This is a genomic window from Kitasatospora sp. NBC_00315 (assembly GCF_041435095.1).
Lineage (GTDB): Bacteria > Actinomycetota > Actinomycetes > Streptomycetales > Streptomycetaceae > Kitasatospora.
This window is the reverse complement of record NZ_CP108025.1, coordinates 7,876,108-7,894,934: the sequence shown is the minus strand read 5'-3', so window position 1 is coordinate 7,894,934 and position 18,827 is coordinate 7,876,108. Positions and strand designations below refer to the sequence as shown.

Annotated in this window: 9 protein-coding genes; 3 read left to right on the top strand and 6 right to left on the bottom strand. The window is 73.3% G+C overall.

The window, feature by feature from the left end; translation table 11 throughout:
• Positions 1–17 precede the first annotated feature (17 nt).
• Positions 18–941, top strand: coding sequence for an alpha/beta hydrolase (locus OG823_RS32730; RefSeq protein ID WP_371483901.1), 924 nt, complete (start codon positions 18–20; stop codon positions 939–941).
• A 335-nt stretch (positions 942–1,276) separates the two neighbouring features.
• Complete coding sequence (locus OG823_RS32725) at positions 1,277–2,746, top strand: PHB depolymerase family esterase (RefSeq protein ID WP_371483899.1); 1,470 nt, start codon at positions 1,277–1,279, stop codon at positions 2,744–2,746.
• Positions 2,747–2,839: 93 nt separating this feature from the next.
• On the opposite strand, the gene snpA is transcribed toward OG823_RS32725, so the two are convergent.
• Positions 2,840–3,493: a snapalysin gene (gene snpA / locus OG823_RS32720; protein ID WP_371483897.1), complete on the bottom strand. Its 654-nt coding sequence runs from the start codon at positions 3,491–3,493 to the stop codon at positions 2,840–2,842.
• A gap of 220 nt (positions 3,494–3,713) precedes the next feature.
• Here snpA and OG823_RS32715 point away from each other — a divergent pair, with 220 nt between their 5' ends.
• On the top strand, positions 3,714–4,691 hold the full coding sequence (locus tag OG823_RS32715) for a LysR family transcriptional regulator (RefSeq protein ID WP_371483896.1): 978 nt from the start codon (positions 3,714–3,716) through the stop codon (positions 4,689–4,691).
• A 42-nt stretch (positions 4,692–4,733) separates the two neighbouring features.
• Here OG823_RS32715 and OG823_RS32710 read toward each other — a convergent pair whose 3' ends face one another.
• The 5 genes from OG823_RS32710 to OG823_RS32690 all read right to left on the bottom strand — a co-directional run bounded on the left by OG823_RS32710 (position 4,734) and on the right by OG823_RS32690 (position 18,733).
• Positions 4,734–7,925 (bottom strand): amino acid adenylation domain-containing protein, encoded by a 3,192-nt coding sequence (locus tag OG823_RS32710; RefSeq protein WP_371483895.1) that lies wholly within the window; start codon positions 7,923–7,925, stop codon positions 4,734–4,736.
• Complete coding sequence (locus OG823_RS32705) at positions 7,912–13,509, bottom strand: amino acid adenylation domain-containing protein (protein WP_371483894.1); 5,598 nt, start codon at positions 13,507–13,509, stop codon at positions 7,912–7,914. The genes OG823_RS32710 and OG823_RS32705 overlap by 14 nt, the downstream gene beginning before the upstream one ends.
• Entirely contained in the window at positions 13,506–13,844 is a 339-nt protein-coding gene (locus OG823_RS32700; RefSeq protein ID WP_371483893.1) for an acyl carrier protein, read from the bottom strand. Before OG823_RS32700 ends, OG823_RS32705 begins: the two co-directional genes overlap by 4 nt.
• Positions 13,841–16,930: an amino acid adenylation domain-containing protein gene (locus tag OG823_RS32695; protein ID WP_371483892.1), complete on the bottom strand. Its 3,090-nt coding sequence runs from the start codon at positions 16,928–16,930 to the stop codon at positions 13,841–13,843. Before OG823_RS32695 ends, OG823_RS32700 begins: the two co-directional genes overlap by 4 nt.
• A gap of 279 nt (positions 16,931–17,209) precedes the next feature.
• Positions 17,210–18,733, bottom strand: a complete 1,524-nt coding sequence (locus OG823_RS32690) for a class I adenylate-forming enzyme family protein (protein WP_371483891.1) — start codon at positions 18,731–18,733, stop codon at positions 17,210–17,212.
• Positions 18,734–18,827 lie beyond the last annotated feature (94 nt).

The window sequence follows — 18,827 nt, the reverse complement described above, 5'->3', positions numbered from 1 at the left end:
GGAAGGAAGACCCTCCCATGACGACCGCCGAAGCCGATCCCGCCACCGCCTACGAGGAACTGCGTGTTCCCGTCCCCGGCGGCGGGCTGACCGCCCTGCGATGGCCCGCCGCCGCGGCGGGCGCACCCGTGGTGCTCGCCCTGCACGGCATCACCGCCAACGCCCTCTCCTGGGCCCGGGTGGCCCACCACCTGGCCGGCCGGGTCACCCTGATCGCCCCGGACCTGCGCGGCCGGGCCGCCAGCAACGGCCTGCCCGGGCCGTACGGCATCCCCGCCCACGCCGACGACGTGGCGAGCCTCGCGCACGCGCTGGGGCTGCGCGACGCGGTGCTCACCGGCCACTCGATGGGCGCCTTCGTGGCGGCGCTGACCGCCGTCCGCCACCCGGGGCCGTTCACCTCCCTGCTGCTGGTGGACGGCGGCGTGGGCTTTCCCGCCCCGGCCGCCGCGACGCCCGACGAGCTGATCACCGCCGTCATCGGCCCCGCCATGGAACGCCTCTCGATGACCTTCGCCGACCGCGACGCCTATCGCGACTTCTGGCGCGCCCACCCCGCGATCGGCCCCGCCTGGGCGCCCTGGGTCGACGACTACGTCCAGCGTGACCTGGTGGGTGAGGAGCCCGCGATGCGCTCCTCCTGCCTGCTCGACGCCGTCCGGGTGGACGGCGTCGGCCTGTTCGCCGAGGCGGTGCTGCGGGCCGTCCACGAGCTGCCCGTTCCGACCGAACTCCTCTGGGCCGAGCGGGGCTTGATGGACGAGCCGCAGGGCCTCTACGACGAGACGCGGCTGACCGCCGCCGGCCTCGACCGACGCCGCGTCCGGGCCCACCGGGTGGAGGGCAGCAACCACTACTCGATCCTGGTCGGGGACGACGGCGCCCGCGTGGTCGCCCGGCACCTGCTGGCCGCGGCGGGGCTGGTCACCTCCGCGGTGTGAGCACGGCTCCCGTGGCCCGGCGCGCGCCGGGCCACGGCGCTCCGCCGCCGTGCCGGCGCGCCCCCACTCGGCGGGCCGGGCGGGGGCGTGCCGGGTGGGGGCGCGCGGGGGAGCCCACCCTCCGGCCCGGGCGCTCGGCGGGCAATGGGGTCTCCTCCCATCGCCCCGGAGCCGGTGTGTGCCCCCGGTACATGTCCGCCGGGATCCGCCCGGCCGTACCGTCCCGTCATCACCACCGCGTGGCGGCCCCCACCGCCGTGTCCCGCCGCCGAGGCGGTCCCCGCGGGCACCGCGACCGCCGCCTCCCTCCCCCCCACCCCGCCCAAGGAGTTCCCGTGCACCTCTCCACTCTCCGAAGAGTCCTCGGACGCCTCGCCCTGACCGCGGCACTCGGCCTGACCGCCGCCGGTCTCGGCACCGCGGCCTCCACCGCACCGGCCGCGGCGGAAGCCACCCTCCAGCAGGTCACGGGCTTCGGCTCGAACCCCGGCAACCTGGCGATGTACGCCTACACGCCGACCGGCCTGCCCGCCGGGGCTCCGCTGGTGGTCGCGATGCACGGCTGCACGCAGAGCGCGAGCGACTACTTCACGCACTCGGGCTGGCAGAAGTACGCCGACCTGTGGGGCTTCGCCGTGGTCTTCCCCCAGACCAACTCCGCCAACAACAGCTCCTCCTGCTTCAGCTGGTTCGACGCCGGCAAGGACACCCGGGGCAAGGGCGAGGCCGCCTCGGTGATCCAGATGGTGAACACCGCGGAGGCCGGCTACGGTTCGGACGCCCACCGGGTCTTCGTCACCGGCCTCTCCGCCGGCGGTGGCATGACCGCGAACCTGCTCGCCGACTACCCGGACGTCTTCGCCGGCGGCGCGGTCGACTCCGGGTTGCCCGCCCAGTGCGCCACCACGCTGACCGCCGCCTCCGGCTGCCAGCAGAACAACCAGAACCTCACCCCGGCCCAGTGGGGCGACAAGGTCCGGAGCTCGAACCCCGGTTACACCGGTCCGTGGCCGCGGGTCGCGATCTGGCAGGGCAGCGCCGACTACACCGTCTACCCGGTGAACGGCACCGAGCTGCGCGACCAGTGGACCAACGTCTGGGGCATCGGCCAGAGCGCCTCCAGCACCCAGAACCTGACCGGCGGCACCACCCTGTCGGTCTACGACGACAGCGCCGGCAGGCCCGCCGTCGAGCTCTACTCGATCTCCGGCATGGGCCACGGCCTCGCCGTCAACGCGGGCTCGGGCACCGACCAGTGCGGTAGCGCCGGGGCGTACTTCCTGAGCTCCATCTGCTCCAGCTACTACACCGCGAGGTTCTGGGGCCTGGACGCACCGGCCGGCGGCGGCACCGGCGGTGGCACCGGCCTGCCCGCCCCGACCGGCCTGGGCGTCACAGGCACCACGGACACCACCGTCTCGCTCTCCTGGAGCGCCGTCACCGGCGCGGCCTCCTACGACGTCTACCGCAACGGCAGCAGGGCCGGTTCGACCACCGCCACCGGCTACACCGACAGCGGGCTCGCCACCGCCACCGCGTACGGCTACACGGTGGTCGCGGTCGACTCCGCCGGGAGCGCCGGCGCCGCCTCGGCCGCCGTCACGGCCACCACCACCGGGTACGTCCCGCAGTGCTACACCGCCAGCAACTACGCCCAGGTGACGGCCGGACGGGCCCACCAGAGCGGCGGCACCGCCTACGCCAACGGCTCCGGGCAGACCATGGGCCTGTGGAACACCTTCGTCACCCACACCCTCAAGCAGACCTCGCCCGGCTACTACGTCATCGCCGACGGCGGCTGCTGATCCCGCGCCCGAGGCCGCGGCCCGGTCACCGTCCGGACGGGACGGTGACCGGGCCGCGGCCGTACGGACGGTGACCGGGAGCGGACGGGCGGCTCAGCGGGCCGATTCGGCCGTCGCGGCGGCCAGGCCGTTGCGCCAGAGCGAGTCGACCCGGCTCTTCTCGGTCGCGTTCGGGTACGGGTTGGTGCAGGAGGTGCCCGGTCCGCCGCCGGACATCAACTCGCTGCACGGGCCCGAGTAGTGGTCCGGCAGACCGAGCACGTGGCCGGTCTCGTGCGCCACCACCCGCAGCGAGCTGTACTGCTGGTTCTGCGCGTAGTCCAGGAAGACGTAGCCGCTGCCGTGGCCGTCCGTGCTCGCGTACGAGCCGCGCGAGTCGTTGCCCTCGTAGTACCGGAAGTCGGCGTTGGTGCCGGACCGGAGCTGGACGTTGCGCTCGGAGCTGTTCCAGATCTGCGCGGCGCTCGCTATCTGGTTGCGGAACGTCGGCGCGCTGCCGGCGTCGTAGACGACGGTGACGGTCAGCAGGAACGGCGTGGCCGCCTGCTTGGCCCGCGCGGACTTCATGACGGCCTCGTAGAACGCCTTGTTGCCGGCCGCCTCCGCGGCCGTCCCGGCGCCCGCGGAGGCGGTGTAGTGCTGCCCGGGCGCGGCGACGGACGTCGCGGCGGTCGCGGGCACCGCGGCCAGGGCGCCGGTCAGGGCGAGCCCGGCGGCGAGCGACAGCGTGAGCAGGGAACGGTTCATGTGGGGGACTCCGTTCGGCGGTCCCGGGGCGGACCGTGGGGTCGACCGCTCCGGAACGTCGGATCAACTGCAGGTGCAGTGAGCTTCGTTCAGCCGGACGGCCGAGCGGATGATGCCAACCGGCGATAGCCCGGCCCAATCCTCCGGGGCGGCGGCGGCCGACCCGGGCAAGATTTGACATGTTCTTGGCATTTCATTGCCTTCTGGCTATGCTCCGCAGGTGGAGCTCGACGTGAGACACCTCCGGGTCCTGTGCGCGATCGCGGACACAGGCAGTGTGCGGAAGGCCGCCCTGCGGCTCGGCATGACCCAACCGTCCCTCACCACCCAGCTGCGCCGCATCGAACTGGCCGTCGGCGGGCCGTTGTTCACTCGTGAGCAGACCGGCAGCCGCCCCACCGCACTCGGTCACTCGGTGCTCTCCCGGGCCCGGCCCATCATCACCGAGCTGGCCGCCCTGGTCACCGCCTCCCGGCGGGAGGCGGCCGGCGCGGACCGCCGCCGGCTCCGGATCGGCAGCGTCGGCAGCCGCGCCGTCGCCGACTGGCTGCGCCGGGTGCACGAGCGGCTCCCCGAGACGGACACCACGATCCACATCGACATCTCCGCCATCGCCCTGCTGCGCATGATCGCCGCCGACCAGCTGGACGTCGCCCTGGTCCACGAGAGCGAGGGCTTCCCGCTGCCCGTGCCGGACGGTGCCGAGCACCGCGTACTGATCGCCCGCGAGCCGCAGTTCGTCGCCCTCTCCGCCGGACATCCGGCGGCCGCGCTGCCCGTGGTGCACCTCGCCGACCTCGCGGGCGACACCTGGATGGTCGACCCGACCGCGGACCACGAGTACGCGGCCATGCGCCGGGTGTTCACCGAGGCCGGGCTCGATCCCCGGGTGCTGCAGATCCGCGACAACACGACCGCCGCCGAACTGGTCGCCTCCGGCGAGGCCGTCCGGCCGTGCCAGCCCACCTCCTCCCCCGGCCCCGGCACGGTGGTACGCCCCGTGCACGGCGACCCGCTGGCGGTGCGGCTCCTGCTCGCCTGGCGTCCCCGCGCCCTGAACCCCGCCGCCCTGGACGCGCTCTACACCGACCTGCGGGCCGCCTACATCGACCTCGCCCGGATCACCCCGGCCTACCTCGCGTGGCTGCTCCAGCACAACCGCTCGCTGCCCCACCTCGTCGGGCCGGCGGCCGGCTGAGCGGGCGGACGACTCCCGCCCGGCCGACCGGCGGCGCCCGTCTCACTCCAGCAGGCTCTGCACCTCGCCGTCGCTCAACTGCTCGATCTCGGCGATCAGCAGTTCCTCCACCCGCTCGGCGAGTGCTGCGAGGGTGGGGCTGTCGAAGGCGTCGCGGACCTGGACCTCCAGCCCCACGGTGGCCCGGATCCGGGCCACCACCCTGGTGACCAGCAGGGAGTCCCCGCCCAGGTCGAAGAAGTCGTCGAGCACGCCGGCCCTGTCGATCCCGAGGACCTCCTGCCAGATGTCCGCGATCAGCGACTCGGCGTCCGACCGGGGGGCCAGGTACTCCCTTGCCACGGCGGCGGCCGGGTCGATCCGCGGCAGCGCGGCCAGGTCGAGCTTGCCGTTGGGGGTCAGCGGCAGCGCGTCGACCAGGGCGATGCCGGACGGGACCATGTAGGGCGGCAGGAGGCCCGTGAGGTGGTCGCGCAGCGCCACCGGATCCGTGGTGGCACCCGGCCGGGCGATCGCGTACGCGAGCAGCCGGCTGCCCTCCGCGACCACCACCGCGGCCCGGGCGACGGCCGGGTGGCCGGTCAGGGCGGCCTCGATCTCGGCCGGTTCGATCCGGTACCCGCGGATCTTCACCTGGTCGTCGGTCCGGCCGAGGAACTCCAGCTGCCCGTCGGTGCGCCGGCGGACCCGGTCGCCGGTGAGGTACATCCGCTCCCCCGGGGCCGCGAAGGGATCCGGGACGAACCGCTCCTGCGTCAACTCCGGCCGGCCCCGGTACCCCTGCGCCAACCCGGCCCCGCCGAGCGCGAGTTCACCCTCCGCACCGGAGTCGAGCAGGCGCCGTGCGGCGTCCAGGACGTACGCCCGCACACCCGGCAGCGGACGGCCCAGCGGTGGCCGCCCCTCCTCGTCCCCGGCCCCCAGATCGCAGCTGGTGGCGATCACGGTGGCCTCGGTGGGCCCGTAGGTGTTCACCAGGCGGACCCGGTCACCGTGGCGGCGCCGCCAGGCAGCCACCGCCTGCGCCCGTGCCTCGGAGCCGCCCAGCACGACCAGCCGCAGCGCGGCGGGCCACACCACCTCGTCGCCGAGGTCGACCAGTTCGTGCCAGTAGGCGGTCGGCAGGTCGAGGACGGTGATCCCCTCGGCGCGGGCGGTCCGCAGGAAGTCCGGCAGCATCCGGCCGCCGCCGGGCAGCAGCACGCAGCGCGCACCCGCCCCCAGCGCGGGCCAGAGCTCCTCCGCGTGGGTGTCGAACCCGATCGAGGCGAACTGCACCACCCGGTCCTCCGGTCGCAGCCGGTAGCCGTCGCCGGCCATCCAGTGCACCCGCGCCGCCAGCGCCGCGTGGTCCACCAGCACGCCCTTGGGCACGCCGGTGGAGCCGGAGGTGTAGAGCAGGTAGGCCGGCGCGTCACGGGTCACGGCCGCGGACGGCCCGGTCGGCGTGCCGGCCGGCCGGCCGCGCGGCACCAGCAGGGTCGGGATCTCCAGGGAGCCGTCCGCCTCGGTGGTCAGCAGCAGCGTCGCCGCGCTGTCGCGGAGCATGTGCCGAAGCCGCTCCACCGGGTGCGCGGCGTCCAGCGGCAGGTAGCCCGCGCCCGCCTTCCAGATCGCCAGCAGGGCCGTGACCATCTCGAAGGACGGCTCGATGCGGACCGCGACCACCTCGCCGGCCCGCTCGCCGAGCCGCTCACCGAGCAGCGAGGAGCGCCGGTCGAGTTCGGCGTAGGTGAGAGTGTCGCCGTCGAACTCCAGTGCCACCGCGTGCGGCCGGGCCGCCGCCGCGGCGGTGAACCGCTCCAGTGCGGTGGGCAGGTGCTCGGGCAGCGCCGGTCCGGTGCCGAGGGACAGCAGGCGCGCCCGCTCCCCGGGGGCGAGGAGCCCCTCCCCGTGCACCGGTTGCAGCGGATCGGCGACCACCCGCGCGAGCAGGTCGCGGAACCGCCCGCCGACCGCCTCGACGGTGGGCCGGTCGAAGAGTGCGCGGTTGAAGCAGAAGGAGGCGAGCATGCCGTCGCCGTCCCGCCAGACGTCCAGCAGGACGTCGAACTTGGCCTGGGCGAATCCGGCGTCGACGGGCTCCAGTACCACCCCCTCGGGGGCCCGGGCAGTCGTGGAACCCAGCTCGTTCTGGGTCTGCAGCACGAAGAGGGTCTGGAACACCGGGGGCCGGTTGCGCTCCCGGGCGATCCCCAGGGCGGCCATCAGCCGCTCCAGCGGCACGTCCTGGTGGCCGAGCGCACCCATGGTGGCGGAGCGTACCCGGCGCAGCACCGTCCGGAAGTCCGGGTCGCCGCTCAGATCGGCCCGCACGAGCGCGGTCTTGCTGAAGTACCCGAGCATGCTCTCGTGTTCGACCTCGTTGCGGCCGGCCACCGGGGTGCCGATCGCGAAGTCGTCCTGGCCCGACCAGCGCGACAGCAGGACCTGATACGCGGCGAGCAGCACCATGAAGGTGGTGCAGCGCTGCTCGCGGGCGAGCCGTTCGATCCCGGCGGTCAGGTCGTGGTCCAGCCGGACCACCTCGAACTCGGCATCGTGGGGAAGGTGTTCGGGCCGGGGTCGGTCGGTGGGCAGCAGCAGCGGCGGGAGCCCCGCCAGTTTCTCGGACCAGTGGTCGAACGCCGCCTGACCGTCCGGCCCGGCCAGCCGCTCCCGCTCGGCCACCGCGTAGTCGCCGAACTGGATCCGGACTTCCGCGAGTTCCGGCTCCCGGCCGTCGAGTTCGGCCCGGTAGCAGGTGAGCAGTTCCTCCCACATCAGCTTGGCGGACCAGCCGTCCGAGATGATGTGGTGCATGACCAGGGTGAAGACCTGGTCGTCCGGGCCCAGCCGGTAGACGGTGGGTCGCAGCAGGGGGCCGGTGGCCAGGTCGAACGGCGCGTTGGCGCGTCGACCGGCCACCTCGGTGATCAGCTCCTCGGTGACCTCCGCCCCGCCCGTCAGGTCGACGAGCTCCACGACCGGCCCGACCGCCGGCCCGACCAGCTGGACCGGTTCGTCCTCGGCCGGTGTGAAGCGGGTACGCAGCACCTCGTGGCGGGCGGTCAGCCGGCCGAGCGCGGCGGTCAGCGCGGGCAGGGAGAGCGGTCCGCGCCAGCGCTGGGCCAGGTACATGTTGTAGCCGGCGTCCTGCGGCCGGAGCATCTGGAGGAACCAGAGCCGGCGCTGCTCGGCCGTCAGCGGATACCTGCGGACGGGCGCCTCGGCGGGCGCGTCAGGGCTGGTCACGGGACACCTCGGTGCTGGTACGGGCTTGCAGGGTCTCCAGGCCGACCAGGTCGTCCGACGGCGCGTCGGGGACGTCCCGGTCGAACCGGGCCAGTACCGGCACGCGCAGGCAGACCAGCGCGAGCAGGGCCATGGCGAGGCCGAAGAGCAGGTAGAGCAGGCCGATGCCGCGTCCCTCGCCGGTGCCGATCACCCGGCCGAGGGTGGAGGCGAGCGCGCCGTGCTCGTCCATCAGCGGCTGGAGGAGTTTCGGTCCGAACGGCGCGACCACCGCGAAGCCGAGCGGCAGGGTCGACCAGGCGACCATGGTGTTGACGGCGATCACCCGGCCGTGGAAGCGCTGCGGGACCTTGGTCTGGATGATGGTCGCGTAGACGCCGTTCACCAGGGCGAGCCCGAAGGCCATGCCGAAGGCCCCGAGGGCGACCACCGGGAGGGAGGCGTGCAGGCCGGTGACCGAGGCCGCCGCCGCCAGGCCCAGGGTGGCCAGCATCACCCCGCGCAGCCGCCGGCGACGGGGACCGCCCCAGACCAGCAGGGTGACACCGCCGAGAACGGCGCCCGCGCCACCGCCGGTGGCGACCCAGCCGGTGGCCGAGAGCGTGCCGAAGGAGAGCACCAGCGGCGTGGTGAGCAGGAACAGCGGGGAGAGGAAGATGTTGAGCACCGCGAAGAAGACCAGCATCGCGCGGAAGTGCCGGCTGCCGAGCGAGCTGCGGAACCCGGCCCGGATCTCGGCGCCCACCGACTCGCGGCGCCTCCACGCCATCGCCCCGGGAAAGCGGACCAGCGCCACCACGGCCACCGCGAAGACGTAGCTGGCCACGTCGAAGGCCAGAATGCCGCTGAGGCCCACGACGTCCAGCAGCTTGACGGCGAACAGCGGCACCAGGAACTGGGCGAAGCCGAAGGCCATCTGGACCACCCCGTTGGCCCGGCCGAGGTAGCGCTTGGGCACCAGCTGCGGAACCGCGGAGCCCCAGGCGAAGCGCTGGAAGGTCAGTGCCAGTGAGAGCACGGAGATCAGGATGTAGACGTGCCAGACCTGGAGTGTGCCGGTGAGGGCCAGAGCCAGGGTGAGCGCCTGGGTGGCTCCGGCGGCCAGGTCGCTGAGGAGCATGATGCGGCGGCGGTCGCCGCGGTCGACCACGGCGCCGGCCAGTGGCGCCACCAGGATCCCGGGCACCAGCCCGAACGCGGCCATCAGACCGAACTGTGCGAGGGAGCCGGTGCGCAGGAGGATCCAGATCGGCAGGGCGAACTCGGTGAGGGCCGAGCCGATGATGGAGATCTGCTGGCCGGAGGCGACGGTGAGGAACCTGCCCATGCTGGGGCGGACGGCTCCGGTCGCCTCCTGCCGCGCCGCTCCGGCCGAGCGGGAGACGTCCTCCAGCCACCAGGTGGAGTCCTCGGTGCGCCGGTGGCGGTCCTCGGTGCCGTCCGCGACCGAGCGGTGCACGGTGGTGAGGATCCGGGCCAACTCCTCGGCCCGGTACTTGAGGTAGAAGTGCCCGGCCTCGTCGAGGACGACCACGCCGGTGGTGCCGGTGATCCGGTGCCACTCGCGGAACCGCTCCTGGTAGAACTCGGTCGCCGGGTCGCGGTCCCCGACCACCGAGTAGACGGGCGCTCGGAGGTCGCCGCCCTCGCTGTCGAAGAGCTCGCTGAAGTACCGTTCGGCCTCGCGGGTGCCGGAGCGCCGGTTGGCGACGATCAGGCGAAGCTGTTCGGGATCCACCTCGTCGACGTCCATACCGGCCGCCGTCAGGGCGTTGACCATGCCCTGGTCGCTGCGCAGCCGCTCCGCGACCCGTGACCAGCGCTCGGCCAGCGCGGCGCCCCGGCCCTTCGGGCGGGCGAACGGGAAGATGCCGCCGAGGTGGACGGCCTCGACCTCGCGCCCGGCGGCCTCCAGCCGGCGGGCGATCTCGACGGTGAGCATGACGCCCAGACCGCAGTGGCCGTAGAGCACCACCTTGCCCTGCACGTCGTCCAGGATCTCCTGCGCGCAGTCGGCCGCGATCTCGTCGAACGGGCGCGCCTGCTCGCCGAGTTCGTGGCCGGGGACGGCGATCGAGTGCAGCGCCCAGTCCTCGGGCAGGGCGTCGGCGAGCGGCTTGTAGATGAGCGCGCTGCCGCCGCCGTAGGGCGCACAGACGATGCTCGCGGTGACCTCCCGCTGCGGGGTGAGGCGGTGCAGCAGCTTGCGCGGTCCCCGGTCGGCGTCCGGCGAGGCCACCAACGCGGCGAGCGCCCGGACGGTGGAGTGCTGGAAGAGATCCATCACCCCGATCGGGGTCGGGAGGTCGGGATACGCCCGACGCATCCGCGCGACCACCTGGGTGGCCAGCAACGAATGCCCGCCGAGCTCGAAGAAGTCGTCCGACGCACCGACCCGCGGACGATCGAGCAGATCGGCCCACATCGCGGCGATCAACTCCTCCTCCGCAGTGGCCGGCGGCTGGTAACCGGCCACCGGCCCCTCCTCCGGAGCGGGCAGCGCCTTGCGGTCCACCTTGCCGTGCGCCTGCAACGGGAACCGCTCCAGCACCACATACCGCGCCGGAACCATGTAATCCGGCAACACCCTCACCAACGCCGCCCGCAGCTCCCCCGCCGCCCCGACCCCACCCCCCGGACACTCCAGATACGCCACCAACATCTGCCTGACACCCTCACCCCGCGCCACCACCACCGCCTGGGACACCCCCGGCAACGCCGTCAACGCCGCCTCGATCTCCCCCGGCTCCACCCGATACCCACGCACCTTGATCTGATGATCACCCCGACCCAGGAACTCCAGCTCACCATCCCCCCGCCACCGAGCCAGATCCCCCGTCCGATACAACCGCGCACCCACACCCCCGAACGGATCCTCCACAAACCGCTCCGCCGTCAGATCCCCCCGCCCCAGATACCCCCGCGCCAACCGCTCCCCACCCACATACAACTCCCCCACCACACCCGGCGGCACCGGACGACGATGCCCATCCAGCACATAACACCGCGCCCCCGCCAACGGCCGCCCGATCGGCGTACTCCCCACCGACACCACACCCGACGACGAACCCGACACCACACCCGACGACGAACCCGACGGCGAACCCGACGGCGAACCCGAGGACGAACCCGAGGACGACGGACCCGGCGCCGTCACCTCGAACACCGTCACCCCCACCGTCGCCTCCGTCGGCCCGTAGTGGTTGAACACCGCACACCGACCCGACGCCGCCAACTCCCGCGCCCACCCGAACGCACTCGCCTCACCACCCAGCACCAACGCCCGACGCGGCAACAACCGCTCCACCGAAACATCAGCACCCAACGCCGCCAAATGCGACGGCGTCATCTTCAGATAATCAACACCCAACGCCTCAATCCGCTCCGCCAACTCCACCCCCGCAATCCGCCGCGGCAACAGATGCACCCGCCCACCCGAACCCAACGCCAGATACAACATCGTGATACTGAAATCGAACGACAACGACTGCAACAACCCGAAACTCGACCCCGGCACCACCCCCAACCGCTCACCCACCCCCACCAGATAATTCACCACCTCCCGATGCTGAACCGCCACCCCCTTCGGCACACCCGTCGAACCCGACGTATAAATCACATACGCCAGATCCCCCGGCCCCGACACCTCCCCCAACGCCCCACCCACACCAACACCGACGTCACCGCCAACGTCCGCATTCACCTCCGCATCCACGTCCACCAACACCCGCGCCCCCGCGAACCCCGGGAACCGCACCCCCAACAACGAATCCGTCACCAACACCACCGCACCCGCATCCGCCACCAACGCGTCCAACCGCGACGACGGCGCCTCCGGATCCAACGGCAGATAACAACCCCCCGCCCTCAACACCCCCACCAACGCCACCGCCAACTCCGGCGACTGCTCCAGACACACCGCCACCCGGTCATCACGCCCCACCCCCAGAGCACGCAACCGCAACGCCAACCGATCCGCCCCCGCACCCAACTCCCGGTAACTCACCACCCGATCCTCGAACACCAACGCCGGCTCATCCGGACACCGCTCCACACTGCGCGCGATCAACCCCGTCAACGTCACCGGCCCACCCACCGGCAACTCCGGCCCCACCGCCCACTCCCCCACCACACACGCCAACTCACCCGCACCCAACAACGGCAACCGCGACACCGGCACATCCGGATCCGCCAACGCCGCCACCACCAACAACTCGAAACGCTCCGCGAACCGCTCCACCGTCGCCGCGTCGAACAGATCCGTACGGTAGGTGAACAGCCCTGACAGGCCGTCCTCCTGTTCGCTGAGATAGAGCGCGAGATCGAAGTGGGAGGTGGTGCCGCGATATCCGAAGATCTCGGGGTTCAGCGTGTCGGGGGTGGTACCCACGCCCCGTTCGCCGTAGTTCTGGAAGGCGAAGGTGGCCTGGAACACCGCGGACCGGCTGACGTCGCGATCGATGTCGAGGTCGGCGACGATCTGCTCGAACGGCACCTCCTGGTGGGAGTAGGCGTCCAGGGTGTGCTCACGCACCCGGCTCACCAGCCGCCCGAACGACGGATCGTCATCGAGACGGGCCCGCACCGGCAGCATGTTCACGAACGCACCGACGACACCTTCGAGTTCACGATGCAGACGACCCGCCACCGGCGAGCCGACCGCGAAGTCCGACTGACCGCTGTGCCGGGCCAACAGCACCTGGAACGCCGCCATCACGGTCATGTAGGTGGACGCGCCGTACGTGCGGGAGACCTCGGTGAGCCGCTCGGCGAGCTCCCGGCCCCAGCGGAAGGAGTGCGCGGCGCCCTCGAAGGTCAGCACGGGCGGACGCGGCCGGTCGGTGGGCAGCTCCAGCGCCGGTACGCCCGCCAGCTCGTGACGCCAGTAGTCGCGTCCGGCGGTCAGCGAACCGTCCTCCAGGCGGGTGCGCTGCCACAGCGCGTAGTCGCCGAACTGCACCTGCGGTTCGGCCAGTCCGGCCGGTACCCCGTCGGCGTACTCGGCGTACAGGGCGTCCAGCTCGCGCTGGAGCAGGTCCACCGACCAGCCGTCGCAGACGATGTGGTGCATCACCAGGGCGAGCACGTGGTCGTCCACGCCGATCCGCACCAGCAGGGCGCGGATCAGCGGGCCGGCGCCGAGGTCGAACGGCACGGCCACCGCGGCTCCGATCAGCTCGGCGGCCCGTTCCTCGGCGTCCGGCAGGGCCGCCAGGTCGGTGTACCGGGCGGTGAGCGGGCCGGGTTCGGCGATCGTGACCTCTGCGGTGCCGTCCTCGGTGGTGGGGAAGGCCATCCGCAGCGACTCGTGCCGGGCGTACAGCGCGCTCAGCGCGGCGTCCAGTGCGGAGCGGTCCAGCGGGCCGCGCAACCGCCGCGCGGGCGCGAGCGCGTAGGCCGTACTCCCGGGCGCGAACTGCTCCATGAACCAGAGCCGCTCCTGCCCGCTGGACAACGGCGGCACCGTACCCGCCGGACGGCGCCCGACCACCTGGGCCGGGGCGGCGGAGCCACGCAACCGCTGGGCCAGCAGGGCGCGCCTGGCGTCGGAGAGGGCGGCGGCGCCGGCCCGGGTCTCGCTCATACGGTCTCTCCCGCAGTGGTCACGGACGTTTCGTCGAGGCCGAGTTCGCCGGCGAGGTACCGGACGAGGGCGTCCAGGCTCTCCGGGAACCCGGTCGGGCCGCCCAGGTCGAAGAAGACGCCGTAGCGGCTCTCCACCGCGTCCAGCAAACGCAGTTGGGCCAGTGAGCCGACTCCGACGGCGAAGAACGGGGAGTCGGCGACGGCCAGCAGCTCGGCGGCGGACAGCTCGCCGTCGCAGGCCTCGGCGGACAGCTCGGCGAGGGCACCGCGCAGCTCGGCGATGGTGGTGCGCGGGTCGGCGGCGGCCGGCCCGGCGGTGTCGTGGTCGGTCACAGCTGCTCCTTGACGGCCGCGGCGATGCCGGCCACGGTCGGGAAGTCGAAGAACACGTCGAAGTCGAGGTCCACGTCGAACGACTTCCGGATACGCGCACTGATCTGGATGATCGTCAGCGAGTGCGCCCCGAGGTCGAAGAGATCCTCGTCGTCGTCGATGTCGGACACGCCGAGCACCTCGGACCAGATCTCCCGCAGAGCGCCCATCACCGGGTCCCCGCTCCGGTCGGCGGGGCCCTCGGCGGCGTCATCCGCGGCGGTCTGCGGGGGCTCGGGGAGGGCGCGGCGGTCCAGCTTGCCGTTCGGGGTCAGCGGCATCGCCGCGACCGGGACGTACACCTGGGGCACCATGGCACCCGGCAGGCTCCGCAGCAGGTGGGCGCGCAGCTCCGGGCCGGCCGGCTCGGTGGTGCCCGGTGCCGTCACCAGGTAGCCGACCAGGCGGGGCTCACCCGCCGCGTCCCGGTCGACCGCGACGGCGGCCTCGGCGACGGCCGGGTGCTCCAGCAACCGGGCCTCGATCTCGCCGAGTTCGATCCGGTGGCCGCGGATCTTCACCTGGTTGTCGATCCGCCCCAGGAAGTCCAGCTCACCGTCGGCCGTCCAGGCCGCCAGGTCCCCCGTCCGGTACAACCGTCCCCCCGCCGGACCGAACGGATCCCGCACGAACCGCTCGGCGGTCAACTCGGGCCGGCCCAGATAGCCGTCCGCCACGCCGTCGCCCCCCAGGTACAGCTCCCCGGGCACGCCGACCGGCAGCGGGCGGCGCAGCCCGTCGAGCACGTAGGCCCGGGTGTTGGCGATCGGCCGCCCGATGGTGACGGCGGCCGGATCGGCGGGGATCTCGGCGCAGGTGGACCAGACGGTGGTCTCGGTCGGCCCGTACACGTTGGACAACCGGGCGACGCAGCCGCGCAGTTCACGGGCGAGCGGCAGCGGTAGGGCCTCGCCGCCGACCAGTGCGACCACGCCGAGGGCGCCCGGTTCGGCGGCCAGCAGCACCCGCCAGCCGGAGGGGGTGGCCTGGACGTGCGTGACGTTCTCGGTGCGGATCAGGTCGAGCAGTCCGGGGCCGTCGGTGGCCAGGCCCTCCGGGGCCAGCACCAGGCGACCACCGGTGATCAGCGGCAGGAAGATCTCCAGCGCCGAGATGTCGAAGGACAGCGAGGTCAGCCCCAGCCACACGTCCCCCGGCCCCGAACCGAACCGCTCGGCGAAGGAACTCAGCAGGTTCACCAGCGCCCGGTGCCCGACCTCCACACCCTTCGGCCGACCGGTGGACCCGGAGGTGTAGAGCACATACGCACGGTCCTCGGGCGCCGGTAGGGCCGCCGGTGCGGTGCCCGGCGCGTACGCGGCGGCGGGGCCGGTGGCGGGGGCGTCGAGCCGCAGGACGGCGGGCGCGGCCGCGGCCACCTCGGCGCCGGGCTCGTCGTCGGCCAGCAGCAGCTTGGCGCCGGAGTCGGCCAGCACGAAGGCCAGGCGGTCCTGCGGGTAGCCGGGGTCGAGCGGGAGGTAGCCCGCGCCGGTGCGCAGGACCGCCAGCAGGGCGACCACGAGGTCGGTCGTCCGGTTCAGGTGCAGCGCGACCAGATCGCCACTGCCGATGCCCCGGGCGGCCAGCCGGGCGGCCAGCGCCGCGGAGCGGTCCCGCAGCTCGCGGTGGCTGAGGCTGCGGTCGGCGGCCGTGACGGCCACCGCGCCGGGAGCAAGGGCGGCCTGCGCGTCGACGAGGTCGAGCACGGTGCGCTCGGACGGGTAGTCGCTCGCGGTGGCGTTCCAGGTCTCGGTGACCAGCCGGTACTCGTCGGCGTCCAGCAGGGGCAGCTCGTCCACCTCGGCGTGCGGATCGGCGATCGCGGCGGCGAGCAGGGTGTCCAGGTGGGCGGAGATCCGGCGGGCCGCCTCGGGGGCGATCACCGCCGGGTCGTACTGGAGGCCGACCGTGCAGCCGTCCTCGGCGTCGACGACCTGGACGTGCAGGGTACTGCGGGCACTCCGGTTGAAGACCATCCAGTCCACCTGCGAACCGGTGCCGTTGAACCGCGGCTCGGCGGCCCGCCTGCGGTAGCCGAGGGTGACGGGGGTCAGTCCCACCCGGGGGCTCAGGCCGCCCACGGCCGTACCGAACGGCACGCTCCGGAATCTGTACAGCGCGCGCAGGCTCTCGCGGACGGCCCTGGCGTGGGCGGCGAAGCCGGTCCGCTCGGCCGGCTCGGGTGCGTGGTGCGGCAGCTCGGTGACGAAGCAGCCGATCTCACCGGCGAGTTCGGGCGTCCGGGTGGACATCGAGAGCCCGATCGGGGTGTCCGTGTTGCCGTACCGCCGCAGCAGCGTGTGGACGGCGGTGAGCAGGAACTCGAAGCCGGTCACACCGGCCGCGCCGGCGGCCGCGGCCAGGGCGGCGGGGTCGATCCGCCGGGTGACCTGCTCGCCGGGACCGGCCTCGCGCCGGGCGCGCGGCGCGCCGGGCAGCACCACCTGCGACGGGTCGGACCAGCGCGGGCCGAACCACTCGGCGGCCTGTCGCAGCGACTGTGCGTCGGGGCCGGGCGCGGCCGGGCCGGGGCCGGTACGGGGGCCGGGCAGCGGGCGGCCGGCGGCCGACGCGTTGTAGCCGGCCGCGAGGTCGGCGACCAGGACGTCCTTGGACATCCCGTCGAAGACCGCGTGATGGACGACCACCAGCAACTCGGCCCGGCCGTCGGCACCGTGGTACAGCGTGAAGCGGGCGAGCGGTCCGGTGTCCAGCGAGAACGGCCGGGCGCTCTCCTCGGCGATCAGCTCGGCCAGCGCCTCGGCCCCGGCCGTCCGGGCGTCGACCTCGGTGAGGGCGAGGGGCTCCGTACACGGCAGGAGGACGAGCTCGCCGTCCTGCTCGGCGAAGACCGAAGCGAGCGCGGGGTGCCGGGCCGCCAGGGCGTCGCAGGCCGCGCACAGGGCGGCCGGGTCGACACGTTCGAAGCTGATCCGCACCGGCATGTGGTAGCTCGCGCCGGCCGCGGCCAGCCGCTCGGTCAGCCAGACGCCCTGTTGGGCCGGGCTGGCGGGGGTGGCGGTCCGTTCCGGAATCTGGTCGGGCATCGACTGCTCACTTCGGGCTCGGGGGGAGGGGGCTTCGTGGGATCCCGGCGCCGCGTCGGGCCCCGGCGTCCCGGCGCACGCGCCGGGCCGGCCCCCGGTCGCGTGCGAACGCGGCAGCGGGTCGGGAGGCCGGTGGCGGCGGTACGGGCGGTGACGGGGCACGGGCGGTGACGCGGGTACGGAAACGGTGACGGCGGTACGGAGGAAGGTGACGGGGCACGGACGGTGCGGGCGGCCGGAGCGGGCGGGGCCGTCCGCGACGACGGCTCGGCCGGTCGGTCAGGCCCGGACGGTCAGCAGGTCGCGGACGGCGCCCTTTAGCGGCTTGCCGCCCTCGTTGCGCGGCAGCCGCCCGGCGGTGGCGATCCGGGCAGGGATCTCGTGGGCGGCCAGTCGTTGCCCGAGAAAGGCGCGCAGGGCCGCGGGGTCGAAGGGCACGCCCTCGACCGGGACGACGACGGCGCCGACACTCATCCCGAGCACCGGGTGCGGGAGCCCGACCACGGCCACCTCGGCGACGGCCGGATGCTCCAGCGCGGCCGCCTCGACCTGGAGCGTGGAGACCTTGTGGGCGCCGGATTTGATGACGTCCGACTCGCGGTCGACCAGGTGCAGGTAGCCCTCCGGGTCGAGATAGCCGACGTCGCCCATCCGGACCCAGCCGGTGCGGAAGACGGCGGCGCCGGCCTCCGCGTCGCGGTAGTAGGAGCGCTGGGCGCCGGGCGACCGGAGGTGGACGTCACCGGACTCGCCGGCCGGCAGTGGCTGTCCGTCGGGACCGGCCACCATGACCGATCCGCGGGCGGCGCGGCCGAGGGCGGTCGGGCGGCCCGGATCGTAGATCATCGCGGTCTGCGCGGGCGCGGCCTCGGTGGAGGTGTAGTAGTTGACCACGGTGGCGTTGGGAAATGCCTCGGTGAGCGCGGTCGCCACGCTGGGCGGCAGGGCGGCGGCCGTCGAACCGAGCAGGCGGACCGAGGAGAGGTCGAAGCGGGTCTGGACCTTGGCGTGCAGCAGTTCGGCGGCCATCGCCGGCACCACGAACACACTGCCCACCGAGCGCTGTTCGATCAGCCGGGCGAACCGGCCCGGGGTGAAGTGGCTCAGGACCAGCGCTCCCGGGTGCGCGTCGAGCGCGTTGACCAGCATGGTCTGCCCGGCGTTGGTACCGACCGCGAAGGAGTGGACGAACTGCTCCGAGTGGGCCAGCGGACGATGCCGGGCGGTGGGCCGGGTGCCGTGGGTGACGTTCCCGTGAGTGGCCAGAACCCCCTTGGGCCGGCCGGTGGTTCCGGAGGTGTAGAGCAGCTGGGCCGGATCCTCGGCGCGCACCACGGGCAACTCGGCCTGCTCACCGGCGCCTTCGGCCGCCAGCTCCTCGGGGCCGGCCGTCCACCAGGGGCCGTCCGGGGTGTCGCCGCCCGGGGCCGTCAGCAGAGCGGCCGCCCCGCAGTGGTCGAGCAGATACCGGAGGGCCTCGGCGGGCCGGCGGTCGGAGACCGGTACCGCGACCGCTCCCGCCATGGTCACCGCGCAGTAGCAGCGCGCGAATTCCGGCCAGTCCCGCAACCCGAAGCGCAGCGCCACCCGATCACCGCGCCCGATGCCTCGGCGGACCAGGGCGCCGGCCAGCACCCGCGCGCCGGTGTGCCACTCGGCGAAGGTGAGGGCCCGGCCGTCGTCGGTGGCGATCGCCACCCGCTCCGGCTGGAGCTGTGATCTGATCTCCAGCAGCTCGTGCACGGTCCGGCCGACCGGCCGACCGGCGGCTCTTTCAGGTTCGTCGGATCTGTTGCTGCGCATGGAACTTGACACTCTCCCCGTCGATCATCCGGCCGACCCGGTCACCTCGACGCGAGACAACTGGTCCAGACCTGGTGAGAGATTGGCATAGACC